Genomic DNA, 17,817 nt, shown 5'->3' on the forward strand with positions numbered 1-17,817 from the left:
AAGCAATGGCTACAAATGAGACGATATTATATAAAAGGGATTAACTTATTGTCAAGAATTTTTATTTTTTTCTAGCGATTTTATTGATAAGGTTGTAAGGATCAAAGGCAACCGTCATATACACTTGGTAAGATTCCATCCAAGGCGAATGGCTTTTAAAACCCTCATGCATAGAATTTAACACGAAGTTGACCCGAACGGACGCGAAGTCGTTTTTCCAATTATAATACAAATCAAAACGATTATACATGTTCGCTTGAAAAAAGGGCACGCCACGATAAATGGGCGTGGGGCAATAAGAGGGCGTGCAATACATACTCACATACTGGTATTGGTTGTAAAAAGGCATTTCAGGGGTTTTTGCAAAATAAAATAAATTGTGGATACCAAAGCCTTTGTATTGGAGCTCTATATCAAATTGCCCCCCAACGCTATTGATAAAGGGCACATCTTTTTCTCTATTTCTCAATCGGCTCGCTTCAGAAACCATGCCAAATCTGGCGTTGAGTTTTTCCATAAAAGGGGCGATGTCTAAAAGGCTTGTCCCTATGTAAGCGTTGTAATAAAGGCGATCTAACAAATAAATCGCACTGTTATCAATGGCTTTTTTTTCATTAAAATGCATGCCGTCAGCGCCATTTAAAAGGTATTTGTCTTCATTATGAAACAAGACAAAATTCCCTCCCAAAATCAAGAAATCCTTAAAAAAGTTATAACCAACAGAGCCGTTCATTTGAAATCTGTCCATTGCATTCCCATAAGGGTTTCTCCCGAATTTGCAAGTGTTGTAACAATTCCCCCCAAACCAATCCAGCATGAATTCCGCATGCCCATAATAGGGTTTTAGGGGTGAATAATGGTTTTGAAATTGCAATAAAAACCCTCTAGCGTTCGGATCTATAAACCAATAATAAGGGGCGAAAACATTCAAACCATAGCTTCCTAAAAGGTTTTTTCTAGGGAAAATCCCGCCATAAAAGGTGAAACGATCCCCTCTAGCCTTGTAATACATCGTAGGCCCCCAAGCGTAGGGAAAATTGGTATTGTAATTATGGAAATTTTGAAAGAAATACGCCCCCACAATCAGGCTTTGCTCTATTTTTTTGGTGTGAAATTGGATCCCAAACTCTGGGGTCAAACGGCTTTTAAGGTTGGTGTTAGTGTTGATCCAATAGGGCGTTGAACCTTCATGATCCATGATAAACATGTTAAAACCCAGATTGTATTTAAAAATATTCCAATCAAAAGCGTGAGAATTAGCCACTAGCGAACCGACTAAAAAAGCATGTTTTAAAAAGGTGTTTGCCACTTGTTACCTCATACCATATATCGTTTTCAATCAAAAGGTTTATTTTTTAGAGAATGGGTTATTTTAGCGCATGTTTTTAGAAAATGGGTTATTTTAGCGCATGTGAAAACATATTCTTTTTTTATTATTATAAAATATTGTTTATTTCATGTTAGAATAACTCCCACAACACTATATCATTAGAAAAAGGAAACCAATGGAATCAGAAAATAAAAACATGAGACCAGGTCGTAAGCGTGTCGCCACAGACGAGTTGAAACGCAACTTTTCAGTGACTTTTTATCTCTCTAAAGAAGAACATGATGTTTTAAAGCGTTTGGCTGATGAAGAGGTAGAGAGCGTGAATTCTTTTGTAAAACGCCATATTTTAAAGACGATTATTTACAAAAAAGGCACCAACTCAAGCGATTCTTAAAGTAGGCTTAAAGCCTACTTTAGGCATTGACCTTTAAGAGCAACACCCACTAGAGCATTTAGTTTTAATGCCTACTGATGAGCGATTCATCAAGCAAAACCCTTTCCCCTCTAAGTAGCGTCTCGCATCAAATCCAGCCACAAACAAGCCTCCAGCAAATAACGCCAAATCTTTAACCACTAACCTTCCTGCCCCAGATAACCATGGGAAATGCTGATTGACAAAGACTTCTGGCGTTGTGAATAAAAAAGATAGGGTAGTGATAGTCATTCCAGCTACAAGCAAGCCTCCAATCACGCCCATTAAAGGCATCCAAAGCCCTAAAAGCACCAAAATACCTAAGATCATAATCGTAATCCCTAAAGCTTCAGCCACTAAATAAGTGTGGTTTTCCTTATGCCATTCTTTGTTTTCAATGATTTTAGGGTTATCTTGCAAATCTTCTTGCATGGACTGGGATTCGGACATTTTGTGTTGCTTGTATGCGGGCTTTTCAAATTGATACATGAAAGAAAAGAAGGGGGAGTTGGCTACAAAAGGGGCGATCCCTTCGGCTTCATAGGGCACAAACTTAAGCCCTCCGATCCAAATAAAAATAATGAAAATAGCTATATGCATCAAATAGCCACCTAGATTCTGGAGTTTTGTAATCGTTTCAAGTAATGATTTTAACGATTGCATGGTTTTATTCCTTTAAGATATTTTTTGTATTGCTAAAAACAGCTCGTAAATGATAGCACATTATGTTTAATTGCAACACAATCATAAAACAATAATGATCAAAAACACCCATGCCCTAAAACACTCATGCCAACACAATAAACTTTGCTTTTATAACAAAACACTCATGCCAATATAACGCACCGCACCTTTATAAAAAATTTCATTATCCCTTAAAGAAAGCTCTAAATGCTCGTTGCTTTTAGGAATAAGGGTGGCATTTCTAGGCGTGTTATAAAAGGCGTTTGCAGCAAAAAAAGTTGCCGCCATGCCTGTCCCGCAAGCTAGGGTAAAATCTTCAACCCCTCTTTCATAAGTTTGTAAAAAAATCGTCTTTTTATTTTCTATAAAGGCGATATTAACATTAGCGTCAGACGCATGCCTTAAAGCCCTTAATTCCAATATATTGAGAGAATTTAATGACTCTTTTTTTTTGACAAATCCCACTAAATGCGGCACCCCTGTATCTATGAGGTAGAAAGTAGGGATACTTGCCAAAACGCTGTCGTTTGAAAAAGATTTTTTCCCCCCTGAAGTGGAAATTATCTCTAAGATGTCGCCGCTACCGAGATTGCTCTCTATGATATTTGGCTCTTCTATGCAGATAGAAATTTTTCTTTGTCCGGCTAAAAAAACATGGTTTTTAGGGGCTATATGGTGTTGGTAAGCAAACAGCCCCACGCAACGGCTCGCATTCCCACACATGCTAGCTTGAGAGCCGTCTGAATTGTAAAAATCCCATTCATAGTCATAATCCTTACTCGGTAAGACGACCACAAGCCCATCAGCACCAAAACCCTCATGCCTATGGCACACCTGTCTGGCTAAATTGGAAAAATCCCTTTTTTTGAAGCTTTGCGTGATTAAAAAATCATTTCCGCTCCCTGAATATTTGTAAAATACCATTGATTGCAAGCCTTTTTGATTTTAATTATAAATTATAAGAAATTTTATCCTTAAAAAGAGCGTTTTTTAGCTAACATTTTATAACTTTTGGTTTAGTTTAATGGGGATAATTTTCATGAAAGCTCAGTATTTCTTTTGGATTCTTTTTTTGATTGGTTTTTATTGGATGCTCTATTTGTATCAAGATTTTTTAATGGATGTGCTGATTGCTGGGCTTTTGTGCGTGGGGCTTTTCCAAGTAAAAGTCTTTTTGGATAAGCACTTTTTTAATGTGTTCAGTTCGCTTTTATGCGTTCTAGTTTTAGCGAGCGTTTTGATCGTGCCGTTGTATTTTATTATTTATAAAAGTTCTAATATCATTTTTGAAATCAATTTTGAAAAACTTTCAGCCTTAATCAAATGGCTCAAAGAGATGATCACCGAAAATTTATCGCATTTTCCTGCCATCCATGATGGGGTTAGCAAGTTTTTAGAAAATTTTAACGCCACTTCAATCACAGGTTATTTGTTGAAAATAAGCAGCTATGTGGGAAAATACGGCTTGAAACTCATTACAGACGCTTTGTTGATTTTAGGGCTATTGTTTTTCTTTTTTTATTATGGGGAGAGGTTTTATCATTATTTTTTAGGGGTCTTGCCTCTTCAAATCCATCAAAGTAAAAAGATTTTTGAAGAAGTGGCTGGGATTTTACGCATCGTGCTTTTAACTTCTTTAATTACGGTTATTTTAGAGGGTGTAGCGTTTGGGGTGATGATTGTATGGTTTGGGCATGACGGTTGGTTTTTAGGGATTTTGTATGGGTTAGCGTCTTTAGTGCCGGCTGTTGGAGGGGCTTTGATTTGGATCCCTATCGCTATTTATGAGCTTTACCATGGGCATGTGAATGGGGCTATTTTTATTGTTTTGTATTCTATTTTATTGATTGGTGGGCTGATTGATAGCGTGCTTAAGCCATTTTTAATTGTCGTTGTCAAAAAAAGAATCTTTAAAACCACCCTTAAAATCAATGAAATGCTGATTTTCTTTTCTATGATTGCTGGGATTTCACAATTCGGTTTTTGGGGGATTATTGTAGGGCCTACCATTACGGCGTTTTTTATTGCACTATTGCGTTTGTATGAGAATTATTTTATTCAAAAGGAGCAAAAAACATGCGAGTGATGAGAGTTGCATTTTGTGGAAAGATTGCAAAATACACTCCCATATAAATTTTAAACTCGCCACATCAAAAACTTAAGCTTTTGTGGCGAGTTTGTTGATCGCTTCAGCGTTCATGTCGTCTTGATGGGTTTTTAGCACTTTAGAATACATGTCCAAAAAGCGGTTGATTTCAATCAACGCGCTCATCTCACGCACCGCATTGACATTGCTTTTCTCTAGCATGTATTGCCTTAATGCATTAGAATCAGAGACTTGATGGATGCCTTCGCCTTGATAAGTATAAAGGTTTTGCCCTATTTTTTTAAGGTTTTTAGGCTCGCTAAAACTCACTAAAGCTAACGCGCCTGCTTGAATTTGGGCTTCATTATCACTAAAAGTGATTCCACCATTTTGATCAACTTCAATTTCAGTATTAGGCATGAGCATGATCCCTCCTTGCTCATTCAAGCCAGAGCGTGAAAGCACCTTAAAGCCATTAAGGGTAACCAAAAAGCCGTCTTTATCAATACTAAAATGCCCATCTCTAGTGTAGGCGATGCCCTCATTAGTTTGTATCGCAAAATAGAGATTAGGGCTTGTTAGAGCAAAATCTAAGGGGTTATGCGTTTCTTCAAATGCACCAAGGCTTTTATCGGTATAGATTTCTGACAAAATAGGCACACGATTGAGATTGCGGTTTAAATATTTCGCACTCGCTTTGGTTTGATCTTTTAGGGGCAGTTGCTCTTGGTATTGTTGGTAAAGTCTTAAAAAATCGCTTGTAATTGTATCGTCTCTTTTAAAGCCATTGGTATTTAGGTTAGCTAAATTATTAGAGACTAAATCCAAGCGGTTAAATTGTGTAGCCATAGCTCCTGCGGCCGCATAATACCCATTTTGCATGCAATAATCCTTTTAAAAGGAAAAATTATAGCAAAAATTAAATAAGAACCAATTTATTCCAAATAGGTTTTTTTAGGGAATAGCATTACCATAATCATGTATATAATGAGACTAAACATGACATAGCCCACAAACCCTACTTCAAAACCATGTTGTTTGAATTCTAACGCTACATAACTAGCACTCCCCCCAAAAAGCGCATTCGCAATCGCATAAGCTAGACCCACGCCAAGCGCTCGCACATGTTCAGGGAATAATTCCGCCTTAATAACCCCAGCAATACAAGTATAAAAGCTCATCGTACTCAATGCAAGCATTTCATAAAATAGGGCTTCATACACGCTAGTGGCGTGTTTGATACCATAAAAGACAAGGGGAGTTACAATAAGCCCTGTGATAGCAAAAATCATCAACATTTTTTGGCGTTTGATTCTATCTGCAAGCATTCCGCATAAAGGCTGTAAAAAGATAAAATAAGTGAGCGCTAAAAGCATGATAAAACTGCTTTCTTTAGGGCTAAATGACGAGCTATTGGTTAAAAAGATTTTTAAATACACCGTAAAAGTATAAAAACACAAACTCCCTCCCATAGTGATCCCAAAGACTATCATTAAGGCTTTTTTATGGTTGAGTAATTCCTTTAAACTGCCCCTTTGGGTTTCTTTTTGGGGAGTTGTTTCACTACCCATAGTCTCTTCCATGATGTTTCTTAAAAAGAGCGAGAGTAAGGCTAATATACCCCCTAAAGCGAATAAATAACGCCAAGCAAATGCACTGATTTGCTCATGCGTATAAATGTTTTCAACAATAAAAAGTGAAAAAATAGCTAAGAGTTGCCCTCCAACTAGAGTTACATATTGAAAAGAGCCATAAAAACCTTTTTTGCCATTCTTACCTAATTCAGAGAGGTAAGTGGCGACCACGCCATATTCACCTCCCACGCTAAAGCCTTGTAAAAGCCTAGCTAATAATAAAAATAAGAACGCCCATTCCCCTACGACTTCTTTAGTGGGGAGCAATGCCAACATAAAAGAGCCTAGTGCCATAAGGATAATAGAATACACCATAGAGGTTTTACGCCCCTTTTTATCCCCCAATTTACCAAAAAACAAACTCCCCAAAGGGCGCATGAAAAACCCTAGCATGAAAACCAAAAAAGCCGAGATTAGCGCTAAAGTAGGGTCATTAGTATGGGTAAAGTCCTTAGCAAAATAAGGAGCAAGGAACGCATAAGCATAAAAATCATACCATTCTACTAAATTACCTGAACTAGCGGCTAGAAGAGATTTTAAAGGTTTTTTGGTGGCTTGTTGAGGATTCATAGTTATCCTTAGAATGTGAAATTTTTAGACCATTTTACTAGGATGTTATCAAAACTACCAACAACATTTAACGAATAGATAAAAGGATTATGGTATTTATGTCATTAAGAAAATCATTAAAAGTTCGCTTCAATACCATTCTACTTACAAAACCAATTTTCTTTAATGACAAAATAGAGAGCTTAAAAACTCTCTCATTTCCTTATTCAACTTCACTTTCCTTAATGGATTTGACATTCAAAGTCCTCCCATCTTTTGAAGTAGGGATTTTTATGCTCCCATCTTTTAATTTTTCTGCCAATTTTTTCAACAACGGATTCTTGAAATTGTAGTTTATGATTTCCCAGTTATGCTCCAATTCAGGTGTTACTTTCCCACCTTTTTCTTCAGTGATGAACTTGATAATCAAATCTCGTATTTGCCCACCGTCTTGCAACTCATCATAAGAATCATAATACCTATCAGCGTCTGTAATCAATTGTAATGCCGACAATGTTCCGAATCGGTAATTATTGATCGCTAATTTGTATGTTGCTTTTGGATCAATTGGTTTCCCGTTAATGGTGGGATTGATAATCCTTTGTCCAGTGGGTTTTGTAACATCAACTTGGTATTTCACGCCAGAAAACATATCAAAATTATAGCCACGAATATTTTCGTCAAAACTGATTGTCAAATCTCCTGGCTGCAACTGATTGTAAAATCTATATGACCATTCCATGTATTTTAATAGATTTTCACCCATCATATTCACTCCAATGAGCGTGTTGGTGAATTTGTAAATGAATGCAACATCTTTCCTTTTGAAAGGTCCTTTTTTCAAATTGGAACCAAAATTGAATAAGGCTGCTGCTGAAACATCTGCTTTTGCGTAATATTTTTGCACTTTGTTAATCAATGTTATAATAGGTGTTTCTTGTAATGTGGCGGTTGGCATTGTAGTGATTTTCGCTTCTCCTGTAATAAAGTCAGGTCTTTCAATAAAGGTTTTTGTCACTTCTCCGACAACTTCTTGTGCATATTCTTTTGATTTTTTATCCACATATTCATATTTTTTCGCCAACTCTTCATCTTCTGGCACATCTTTTGTGGGCAAATTTTCAGTCGTTACCATTTTTTTCTTTGTTTTTGTGTCAAATACAACAACCCCTTTTGCAAGATAAACCCCATATGCTCCAGGCTCAATTGTATGCACTTTTCCAATTTTTGTGTTATAAACCGCATGTTCGTGTCCTGCAAAAATAATGTCAAATTGCGGGAATTTTTTCGCTAAATCAGGTATCCCATCACCACCTTTTTCATCTTCTCGTCCTAAATGAAAAGCACCAATCAAAATGTCATGCTTCCCGTTTAACTCTTTCAAAGTCTTTTTTAATGCTTCTTCAGCGCTCAAAAACTTTAATCCTGCAAAATGTTCAGGCGTAGATGCCTCCCAAGTTGGAACATGCGGTACTAAATACCCCACAATCGCTACCCTCACGCCATCAATTTTTTTAATCGCATAAGGCTTCACAAACGGCTTATTGTCCGCAGTTTTAATAATATTCGCATTCACGACATCGCCATTAAACCCCTTAATATTCTTTTCCAAAAAACTTTTGCTAAAATTAAACTCGTGATTGCCAAGCACACGAACATCAAATTTCAAATCATTTTCGGCTCTAACTAATGGGTGAATTGGCTCATGATTAAACAACTCTGCACTATTACCCTGTAACAAATCCCCAATATCAATCAAAATCACATTTTTATTTTCAGCTCTTTGCTTTTTGATTAAAGTCGTAATTCTCGTAAGGCCGTTATTGGGTTTTTGTTCCCCAACGGCATAATCATACGAAAAAAGCCGGCCGTGAATGTCTGATGTTGCCAAAAACACCAATTTCACTTCTTTTGCAAATACCGAAAGCGTCAGCGTTAAAAAGATGGCTAAAGTCAATCTTTTCATTAAAATTTTCCTTTTTGTAGATCCCACTCTTTTGATATTTTCCTATAAATTTCAAAATTTTCATTTTCAAAACACACAAAATTGACTTTTTAATAAAATCGCTTTTCTCTAAATACTCAATCACAGCACCAATTGCCATTTGAATATAATGGGTATGGTTGTTTTTATATTGACATTTTAACGCCTAAGGGCGTTTTGCTAACTATTCTTATAGCTAAAGTTAGGGGCTTTATGGCGTTAGTTTTGTAAAATCTCTCTGTTGCCTTTGGCATTTCTTGGGGATAGAAAGCCTTGAGCTTCTAATTCATCAGTAATGGTTGCGGCTTGGTTGTAGCCGATTTTTAATTGGCGTTGTAAAAAACTTGTAGAAGTGATCTTTTTTTCTAAAATCACCGCTTTAGCCCTTTCTAGTATGTCATCGCCTTGATAACTAGATGTGTCTAAAGGCATGCGTGATTCTTCTAAAAGAAAATCTTTATCGTATTCTACTTCTTTTTGGGCTTTAATAAAATCCACGATTTTTTTGATTTCATCTTCAGTCGCGAAAGGGGCATGCAAGCGCACTAACCCATTTGCACCTGGGGGGGTAAAGAGCATATCACCCCTTCCTAACAAACTTTGTGCCCCATCGGTGTCTAAAATCACTTTAGAATCAATTTTAGTGCCTACCCTAAAACTCACCCTTGAAGGCAAGTTGGTTTTAATCAAACCGGTTACAACATCCACGCTTGGGCGTTGGGTCGCTACAATGAGATGCAAGCCGCTCGCTCGCCCCATTTGAGCGATTCTAGCGATAGGAAACTCCGCTTCTTTGCCCCCTGTCATCATCAAATCCGCTAATTCATCAATCACTACAATCAAATAGGGGAACGCTTCAATGCCATTATTTTTAGCTTGCTCGTTATAAGAATCAATGGTTTTAACCTTGTATTCACTCATTAAAGAGTATCGCCGCTCCATTTCTTTAGTCACGCTTTGTAAAGCCCCTATAGCTTTTTTAGGGTCAGTGATAATGGGCGTGAGTAAATGAGGTATGTCAGCATAAATGCTAAATTCTACCATTTTGGGATCTATCATCACTAATTTGAGTTGATCAGGGGGGTTTTTATAAAGTAAGGATAAAATCATCGCGTTCACGCCCACGCTCTTACCGCTTCCTGTAGTGCCAGCGATGAGTAAGTGGGGGAGTTTTTTTAAATCCGTGATGAAAGGGTTACCCACAATGTCTTTGCCTAAAGCTAGAGTCAGGGGCGAGCTAGATTTTTGAAACAACTCGCTTTCTAAAATTTCTCTTAAATAAATAATTTGGCTTTGGCTATTAGGGATCTCAATACCAACGACATCCTTACCTTTAATAGGGGCTTGAATGCGAATGGATTCAGCGCATAAAGTCATCGCTAAATCATCGCTCAAGCCTAAAATACGGCTCACCTTAACATTAGGGGCTGGGCGGAATTCAAAGGTGGTTACAATAGGGCCTGAATAAGTGCGGATAATATCGCCATCAATTTTAAAGGTGCGCAGCTTGCTCAATAGATCCTGGATTTTTTGATCAACCTCGTTTTCATCTAAAGAAGTGTCCTTCAAACAAACCGCATTCAATAATTGCGTGGTGGGTAGCTCATAATTGTTGGGTTTTTCTACTTCGCCATAATCTAATCCATCTAATATCTCTTTATTTTCGCTCAATTCTTTAACCATAATGGGTTTTTTAGCGCTTGTGGGGGTTAAGTTAGAATTTGGAGTATTTTCTGGCTCTTTTTCTTTTATGTTTTCTTCTCTATTTTTTTCTATGTTTTCTTTTGGGGGGTTTTCTTGTGGATTGTCTTTTTCTGTTGGGTTAGTGGAGGTTTTTTGGTTAGGGGTTTCTGCTTGGTTGTCATTTTTTATTATGGGTGCATGTGTGGGTATGGTAGGCGTGGTAGGTGCAAAAGTTTCTTTTTGGGGTGCGGATTCTCTTTTTTGAAATTTTTGTTTGGTTTCTTTTAAAGGGGGGTTAGTGGGGTTAGACAAATCATCAAATCGGTTTTTTTTAGGGTAAATGGTGTAATGAGTAGGGGGGTGTGGGGAGATTTGAACCAAGCCTTCTTGCGGCTCTAGAGCGTTTGAAGTCGTGTTATAGGGGGTGGGGATCGCTAAAAAAGATTCTTCGTTGGGGGTTTTGTGGTTTAAGGTTTCATTCATAAGGCTTTCTTTGGGATTTTCTTTAGGGTTTTGGGTTTCTTTTTTTTGAAGGTCTGGCGAGGCGTTTTCAAAATCCTCTTTTTTGGGGGTAAAATCAAGGTTAAAAGCCTGTAAGCATTGCTTATAAATATCTTTTAAAAGGTTTTGTGTTTTATTCATATAAGGATAAAAAACGCTTTTAGGGGGTAGTTTGAATAAAATCAAATAAGAGATAACTAGCATAAGCATTATAAGAGCATAAAGCCCAAAATCCCCTATAAAAGGGCGTAAAAACAAACGCACGCTGTTGCCGATCTCCCCTTGATCAAAAAGGCTAGATTGTAAAAAAAGCAGAGATAAAATGCCAAGCAGATGCCCTAAAGTTTTTTCTAAGACGGTTTCTGTAAAAGGGTTTTTAGTCTTGTATAAAAGGAATAAAACCCACGCTAAATAAGGTAAATTAATGAATGAAAGATGCCCAAAATATTTTTTATTCAGCGTGGCAAACCACACCCCAAAACACCCCACTAATCCGCTATTACCTAACCATGAAGATAGGGTCAAAAACACTAACAAAACCCCTATGATTAAAGCTAAATAAAGTTTTTTAGATTTCATAAATTACGATTACACATATCTTTAAAGGAGCAATATTCACAATTTTTAATCTCTGAAGTTTTTTCAAAATCAATTTTTTCCTTGAGTTCTGGGATAAGAGAGTGCACTAAATAGTCCATTTTAGCCTGTAAAATAAGCTCGTCTTCTTCCACTAACTCGCCCTTTTTCAAATCATAAAAAAAGGCTTTTATAGGTTCTTCATAGCCTAGATTTTTAAGGGCATACACATAGATAGCCATTTGATAATCTGTGCTTTCTTTAGCGATTTCTGTGGGGGTTAAATTTTTTCTTTTGCTCATGTTGTCTAATTTCAAATCGCTTTTGAATTTGTAATCTAGTAGAATAGTCTCATTGTCAGCGGTTTTATCAATGCGATCGATGCGCCCTTTAAAAACAATGCCTTCAATAGGCTCTTCAAAGCTTCTTTCAAGATCAAGAATGGTGATTTTTTCATTAAAGCGTTGTTGCTCTTTTCTATAAAAAGCTTGGATTTTTTCAATCGCTACGAGAGTGTCTAAACGCTCCTTAGGGGTGGTATTTTCTCTTGTTTCTAAGAGCTGAATGAGCCTTTCTTTTAGAAGATTGGGGGATTTATTTTTTTCATAAGCTTCTTTCAATAACTCATGGAGCAAGCTACCCACCGTGCTACTACTTTCATCTTTAGAGCTTTCTTTAAAGCACTTGATGTAGTGGTAGTAAAAACGGCGCTTACAAGCTAAAAAGGTGTTTAATGAGCTAGCGCTAAAGCAAAAACCTTTAGGGATAGTGGCTTTGATGTCTTCTTCTTGATAGTCTTTTAATGGGCTTGTTGCAAAAAGCGTGTAAGCGTCTTTGATAGGCTCTAGATTTAAATCCAATTCCAAAAGCATGTTAGAGACTTTTGAAGTTTCGCTCTCTATGCAAGAAAGCACCATTTCTTTAGAGTTTTTAAAGAGCTGGTAGTAATAATGTTTCTGTAAATTTTTCTTATCCAATAAAGTAGGGAGGTTGAGCGATTTTCTTAAAGCAGAGTTTAAAAACAAATCGCAATCTTTGAGATTAGGCACACAAGATTCATTAAAATCTGCAATGACAATTTTATCAAATTGCATGCCCCTTGTCTCTAAAGTGTCCATGACTCGTATTTTACCCCCACTAGAATCATCCAATCGGAAGTTAGCTTCAAATTCTTGTAAATACAAATACAATAAATCCTTAAAACTATAGTTTTTAAGCGTGTCTTTTAAAAGATGATACTGGTGCATGATTTGAGAATGCACTTCTTTTAATGATGCTTTATCTTTAGAGTTTTGTTCTTCTAAAAGCGAGAGCGTAAGATTTTCTAAATCTAATAGAGCAGAAGCACTCAAATTCAAATCATTGTTTTCTAAATCTTCTAAGATTTTTACAAGCTCTGTATAATAGGAACAATTTTTAGCCCCTAAGCCCATAGCGAAATTCAAATTATTGTTTTTGTCTAAAAGCTTTAAAAAGGGCAAAAAATCCGCATTAGGCGTGATGATCGCCATTTTATTAGGATCGTTATCTTTTTGTAAATATTCTTCTATGGTTTGTAAAATTAAAGCACTTTGTTTTAAATAACTAGAGTTTACATAAAGCTTTGGCTCTATTTTTTGATTATTAGGGGTTTGAGAAAGGATCTTTTGGGTTTTAAAATCAATGGAATAATCGCAATCTGTCTCTAATTTTAGATTTAAAAATTCTGAGAATTTTTGGTTGTATTTATCGCAAGACAGGTGTAAAGTGATAGGCACTAACTCGGCGACTTCTAGTAAACATTGCCTTTCAAAAACACTTATAAAGCCGTCTAAATGCCATTCAATGGAGGAAAAATGGCTAAAAAATTCTTTTAAAATGGTGGGTTTTTCTTGCATGATCTTGTCATAAAAGCCTAGTTTTTCTAGTTTTTTAATATAGCGATCATAAATCATTTCTAATATTTCTAAATGCTTTTCATAATCCAAGTAAATGTCTTTAGAAGAAAGTTCATTGAGTTTGATGCAAGCAGAACTTAATTCATCAAACAAATCAAATAAAAAAGAAGTGCTTTCCAAATACCCTAAAAAGCTGTTTTCAAAAAGCAAAAGCCCTTCTAGGATCGAGCCTTTTTCTTTGGCGATAGTTTTAATGGTGTCTATCATTAAAATTTCGCGCACGCTTTTAGGGATTTTCTTTTTATTAGGGATATAAAAAGCCTGTTCAAAAAAACTCCCCATGCTCATCGCACTAGGCAAAAACCCTTCGCCTTGCTCTAAATAGAAATTTCTTAAACGCCTAGTGGAGCTAAAAACAAATAGGGGGGGGTTTTCTAAAAAAAGTTTTTCTAAATTCATGCGTTAAGTAACCTTTTCGCTTGAGCGGTAATATTTTCAACGCTAAAGCCAAATTTTTCAAAGAGTTTATCGCCCTTTGCTGAACTCCCAAAAGAATCCATGCAAATGATTTTATCCGCAAAACGATACCACTCTATCGCACGACTCGCTTCAATGACTAAGATTTTACCCTTAAAGAGTGCTTTAAGATAGCTTTCATCTTGCCCTATTAACAAATCAAAGCATGGCACACTGATGACTTGAGTGGGGATATTTTCTCGCTCTAAAACTTTAGCGCTCTCTAAAGCTAAAGAGACCTCACTCCCACTTGCAACTAGCGTGATAATGGGATCTTTAGAGTGGTGTTTAACATACGCCCCTTTTAAAACTTGCTCTTTAGAGACTTCATCTAGAATGGGCAAATTCTGGCGCGATAAAATAAAAGCACTAGGGGCATTCAAGCTTAACGCCACTTGCATGCAAGCGGTATTTTCAAAAGCGTCGCTAGGCCTGAAAGCATAGAAATTAGGCAAAGCACGCAAATGGCTCAATTGCTCTATGGGTTGGTGTGTCGCCCCGTCTTCGCCCACACCAATGCTGTCATGCGTAAAAATGAAAAGGGCTTTTAATCGCATTAAAGCACTCAAACGCATGCTTGGCATTAAATAATCGCTAAACACAAAAAAGGTCGCGCAAAAAGGCAAAAACAAGCCATACGCCGCTAAAGCGTTAGTGATAGCCCCCATGGCATGCTCTCTAATCCCAAAATGCAAGTTTTGCCCTAAAGGGAAATCGCTAGAATGTTTTAAATGCGTATTATTAGATGGGGCTAAATCCGCACTCCCCCCCAAAAAGCCTTCGCATTCTTTAGCGATAGCGTTTAAAATCATGCCATTACTCACTCTAGTGGCTAGAGATTCGCCTTTTTTAAAGGTAGGGTAATTGATGGTATTAAAGTCAAAATTCTTTAACGCATGGATTTTTTCTTTTATTTTAGGGTTTAAGGATTTTTCCCATAAGGCTTCTAAACTGATACCCCTAACTTTCACTTCTTCAAAATGCATTTTGTTTTTTGGGCTAATCACAAAGCTTTCATTAGGATTAATGCGGGCGTTTTCTTTAGATTGTTTTAACACTTCTTTATTCAAAGGCGAACCATGCGTTTTTTCACTCCCTTCTAATCCAATAGCCCCCTTACCAATAATCGTGTGAGCGATTAAAAGCGTGGGTTTGGTGGATTTTTTGGCTTTTTCTAAAGCGTCATTAATGGCTTGATAGTTATGTCCATCGCATTCTAGCACTTCCCAATTTTGCGCTAAAAAGCGTGTTTTAACCTGTTCACTAAAACTAATATTAATAGCACCTTCAATACTGATTTGATTGCTGTCATAAATCACAATGAGATTATCAAGGCGAAAGTGTCCGGCTAAAGAAGCACTCTCATAACTAATGCCTTCTTGCAAATCCCCATCGCCACACAAACAATAGACTTTATGAGAGATCGTTTCTTTATCCAAAAGGTTTTGAGCGTATTGACTCGCCATGCTAAAGCCCACAGCGTTAGCAAAACCTTGCCCCAAGGGACCTGTCGTGATTTCAATGCCTTCGGTGTGGTGTAATTCGGGGTGTCCTGGGGTTTTAGAGTATAATTGCCTGAAATGCTTTAAATCTTCTAAAGTCAAATCAAAGCCCCACAAATGCAACAAGCTATAAGCTAGTGCGCTCGCATGCCCTCCGCTAAAAACCAACCTGTCCCTATTGAGCCATTTAGGGTTAGTAGGGTTGAGATTGAGATGCAAGCTTAAAACCACCATCACATCAGCCAACCCCAAGCACACGCCCGGATGCCCACTATTGGCTTTATCTATCATGTCCGCACATAAAAAACGAAGCGTGTTAGCCATGCTTTTTAATCGTTCTAAATCAGCGTTATCTAATTGCATCAAATTTTTCCATTTTTAAGGTTTTTAAAAACCATTTTAACACAAATTATCTCAAAATCTCTTTGGCTATTGAGATGTCTTGCTGGATCTGATTTTTAAGCTCTTTTAAGGAATTAAAATGCATGTTGTCTCGTATTTTTTCAACCAAACGCAAAGCGAGTTCTTTGGGTGGGTTTTCTATGATCGTATCAAGGACATGGCATTCTATGGCGAAGTTTTGATCCGTGCTTAAACGATTCCCTATAAAACTCACGCTTCTTTGATAGGTTTGATCTTTTATTTTCACTAAACTTGCATACACCCCAAAGCTAGGGAGGATAAAATCTTTGGTTTTTAAATTTAAAGTGGGTGCTAATTCTTTATGTCCCAAACCTTGCCCCTTAATGACTTCCCCACACACTTCATAAGGTCTGCCTAAAAGCTTGTTGGCTAAAGACAAATCGCCATGATCTAGGGCTAATCTTATGGTTTTAGAATGCACGCTAATATTTTGGACTTTCACTTCAGGCACAATAATACTTTCTTTAAAATGCTCTTTTAAAAATAAAGCGTTATTTTGCCGCTGGTATCCAAATTTGAAATCATAGCCCACCACCAAGCGTTCTAAATTGGGGAATTTCTTTTTTAAAAGCTCTAAAAAATCTAGGGCGTTTAAGCGTGAAATCTCTTCTAAATACACAAAAAATAAAGGCATATTCACGAGTTTAGCACGGTATTTTAGGGGGGTTAAATAGCCTTTAGTGTAATGTTCTTTTTCTATGACTAAAAGCGCTTTAGGATCTTTTAATTCTTTAAAAAGAGCCTGATGGCCTAAATGCAAGCCATCAAATTTGCCGATCGCTAAGCTTTTAATTTTAGGCTCGCTTGAAATGGATAAAAAATTCAACATTCCCATTTTTCCCTTTCACTAAACTTTCTTGGATCTTTAAGATTTGAAAATCCTTTGTTTTTAAATGGTTTTTAAAGTTTTCTAAAGCGTTTAAAATCGCTTCTTTATCCACCACCACCCCCTTTTTATTGCGTTTTATCTTCCTGCCCACTTCAAATTGCGGTTTGAAAAGCACCAAAAATTCATGACTTAAAGGCAAAATCGCTTCTAAAATACAATATAAGGAAATAAAGCTCACATCGCAAAGCACTAAATCTATTTTTTCTGTCGTTTTAAATGCTCTAATATCGCATTCTTCATAACATTCTACGCGTTTGTCTTTTTTCAAATTCTCATCTAATTGCATTTTCCCCACATCCACGCAAAGCACCTTTTTAGCCCCTTTTAAAAGAGCCATTTCGCTAAAACCCCCCTTGCTCGCTCCCACATCTAAAACAACCTTTTCTTTAAAATCTATCAAGTAGTTTTCTAAAAAAGCCCCTAATTTTTCCCCAGCCCTGCTAATGAATAAGTTTGTAGCAACTAATTCAATTTTATCATTCTCTTTAACCATAAAAGAGGGTTTAGAGATCACTATTTTATTAACTAAAACCTGGTTTTTTAAAATCAGCACTTTCGCTTTTTCTCTGCTACTCACTAAATGCTGATCAAATAAGGCGTAATCTAGGCGCATTAAAATTGAGGTAAGGGGACTTGATAAGCGAAATTAAAAATAATCGTGCCTAAACTATAAGCGTCAAGCTGCAATTTAGCTTCTTGCACCGCTAAATAATCTAATTTGTCAAAAGCGAGTAAAAAGGCTCGGCTCCACTTGTTCGTGGTTTCTAAAATGCCATCAAATTCATCTCTTGTGATTTCTCGCACCCATAAAGGTTCTGATCCTGTAGGTTTTGTGCCAAAAAGCTCATAAGAGATATAGCCATCATCTATCCAGTCGTTATTTTGTGTAAAAATCTCCACTAAAAAATACTCATGGTTATAATGAGCACCGCTATCCACATCGTTTAAATGCGTGGCGATAGCCGTGATGATAGGGACATTATTTTGAGTGATTTCGCCTTTCCTACTGGCTTGGATCTTTTTTTCTAAAATGAGATCCGGCGTGTAAGTGTTTTCATTAAAATTGCTCACACACCCCAAACAAAAAAATAAAAATACTAGAAGTATTGAGAGATTTTTCAAGCCCATTCCTTGCTAAAACCCATGCCATTTTTAGCTAAAATAAAAGCCA

The 17,817-nt window shown here is 36.8% G+C and carries 14 protein-coding genes; 2 read left to right on the forward strand and 12 right to left on the reverse strand.

Annotated features, from left to right (window positions below):
- Nucleotides 1-61: 61 nt before the first annotated feature.
- Nucleotides 62-1,207: a hypothetical protein gene (locus tag DYI00_RS02315; RefSeq protein ID WP_225236266.1), complete on the reverse strand. Its 1,146-nt coding sequence runs from the start codon at nt 1,205-1,207 to the stop codon at nt 62-64.
- Between the two features lie 298 nt (nt 1,208-1,505).
- Between DYI00_RS02315 and DYI00_RS02320 the strand changes: the two genes are divergently transcribed.
- Nucleotides 1,506-1,724 carry a ribbon-helix-helix domain-containing protein gene (locus tag DYI00_RS02320; RefSeq protein WP_011577687.1) on the forward strand — a complete coding sequence of 73 codons (219 nt, stop codon included), beginning with the start codon at nt 1,506-1,508 and terminating at the stop codon, nt 1,722-1,724.
- Between the two features lie 33 nt (nt 1,725-1,757).
- Here the strand turns inward: DYI00_RS02320 and DYI00_RS02325 are convergent, their stop codons facing one another.
- Entirely contained in the window at nt 1,758-2,405 is a 648-nt protein-coding gene (locus tag DYI00_RS02325) for a YkgB family protein (protein WP_011577688.1), read from the reverse strand.
- 150 nt (nt 2,406-2,555) lie between these two features.
- Nucleotides 2,556-3,350 (reverse strand): diaminopimelate epimerase, encoded by a 795-nt coding sequence (gene dapF / locus DYI00_RS02330; RefSeq protein ID WP_011577689.1) that lies wholly within the window; start codon nt 3,348-3,350, stop codon nt 2,556-2,558.
- A gap of 115 nt (nt 3,351-3,465) precedes the next feature.
- On the opposite strand from dapF, the gene DYI00_RS02335 reads away from it, so the two are divergent.
- A complete protein-coding gene (locus DYI00_RS02335) occupies nt 3,466-4,512 on the forward strand; it encodes an AI-2E family transporter (protein WP_011577690.1) in 1,047 nt (348 codons plus the stop codon).
- Nucleotides 4,513-4,584: 72 nt separating this feature from the next.
- Here the strand turns inward: DYI00_RS02335 and DYI00_RS02340 are convergent, their stop codons facing one another.
- From DYI00_RS02340 to DYI00_RS02380, 9 genes are all read right to left on the reverse strand, one after another.
- A complete protein-coding gene (locus tag DYI00_RS02340; protein ID WP_011577691.1) occupies nt 4,585-5,394 on the reverse strand; it encodes a flagellar hook-basal body protein in 810 nt (269 codons plus the stop codon).
- Nucleotides 5,395-5,447: 53 nt separating this feature from the next.
- Entirely contained in the window at nt 5,448-6,716 is a 1,269-nt protein-coding gene (locus DYI00_RS02345; protein ID WP_011577692.1) for an MFS transporter, read from the reverse strand.
- Between the two features lie 202 nt (nt 6,717-6,918).
- Nucleotides 6,919-8,661, reverse strand: a complete 1,743-nt coding sequence (locus tag DYI00_RS02350) for a bifunctional metallophosphatase/5'-nucleotidase (RefSeq protein ID WP_011577693.1) — start codon at nt 8,659-8,661, stop codon at nt 6,919-6,921.
- A gap of 237 nt (nt 8,662-8,898) precedes the next feature.
- A complete protein-coding gene (locus DYI00_RS02355) occupies nt 8,899-11,442 on the reverse strand; it encodes a DNA translocase FtsK (RefSeq protein ID WP_011577694.1) in 2,544 nt (847 codons plus the stop codon).
- The gene (addB, locus tag DYI00_RS02360) at nt 11,439-13,775 is read right to left on the reverse strand and encodes an ATP-dependent deoxyribonuclease AddB (RefSeq protein WP_011577695.1); all 2,337 of its coding nucleotides are present in this window, start codon (nt 13,773-13,775) and stop codon (nt 11,439-11,441) included. Before addB ends, DYI00_RS02355 begins: the two co-directional genes overlap by 4 nt.
- Nucleotides 13,772-15,697: a transketolase gene (tkt, locus tag DYI00_RS02365; protein WP_011577696.1), complete on the reverse strand. Its 1,926-nt coding sequence runs from the start codon at nt 15,695-15,697 to the stop codon at nt 13,772-13,774. The genes addB and tkt overlap by 4 nt, the downstream gene beginning before the upstream one ends.
- 46 nt (nt 15,698-15,743) lie before the next feature.
- Complete coding sequence (locus tag DYI00_RS02370) at nt 15,744-16,586, reverse strand: bifunctional riboflavin kinase/FAD synthetase (protein ID WP_041600193.1); 843 nt, start codon at nt 16,584-16,586, stop codon at nt 15,744-15,746.
- Nucleotides 16,552-17,259 (reverse strand): 23S rRNA (cytidine-2'-O)-methyltransferase TlyA, encoded by a 708-nt coding sequence (tlyA, locus tag DYI00_RS02375; protein ID WP_011577698.1) that lies wholly within the window; start codon nt 17,257-17,259, stop codon nt 16,552-16,554. The genes DYI00_RS02370 and tlyA overlap by 35 nt, the downstream gene beginning before the upstream one ends.
- Complete coding sequence (locus DYI00_RS02380; protein WP_011577699.1) at nt 17,259-17,774, reverse strand: hypothetical protein; 516 nt, start codon at nt 17,772-17,774, stop codon at nt 17,259-17,261. Before DYI00_RS02380 ends, tlyA begins: the two co-directional genes overlap by 1 nt.
- Nucleotides 17,775-17,817 lie beyond the last annotated feature (43 nt).

The sequence above is a fragment of the Helicobacter acinonychis genome, assembly GCF_900461455.1.
Classification (GTDB): domain Bacteria; phylum Campylobacterota; class Campylobacteria; order Campylobacterales; family Helicobacteraceae; genus Helicobacter; species Helicobacter acinonychis.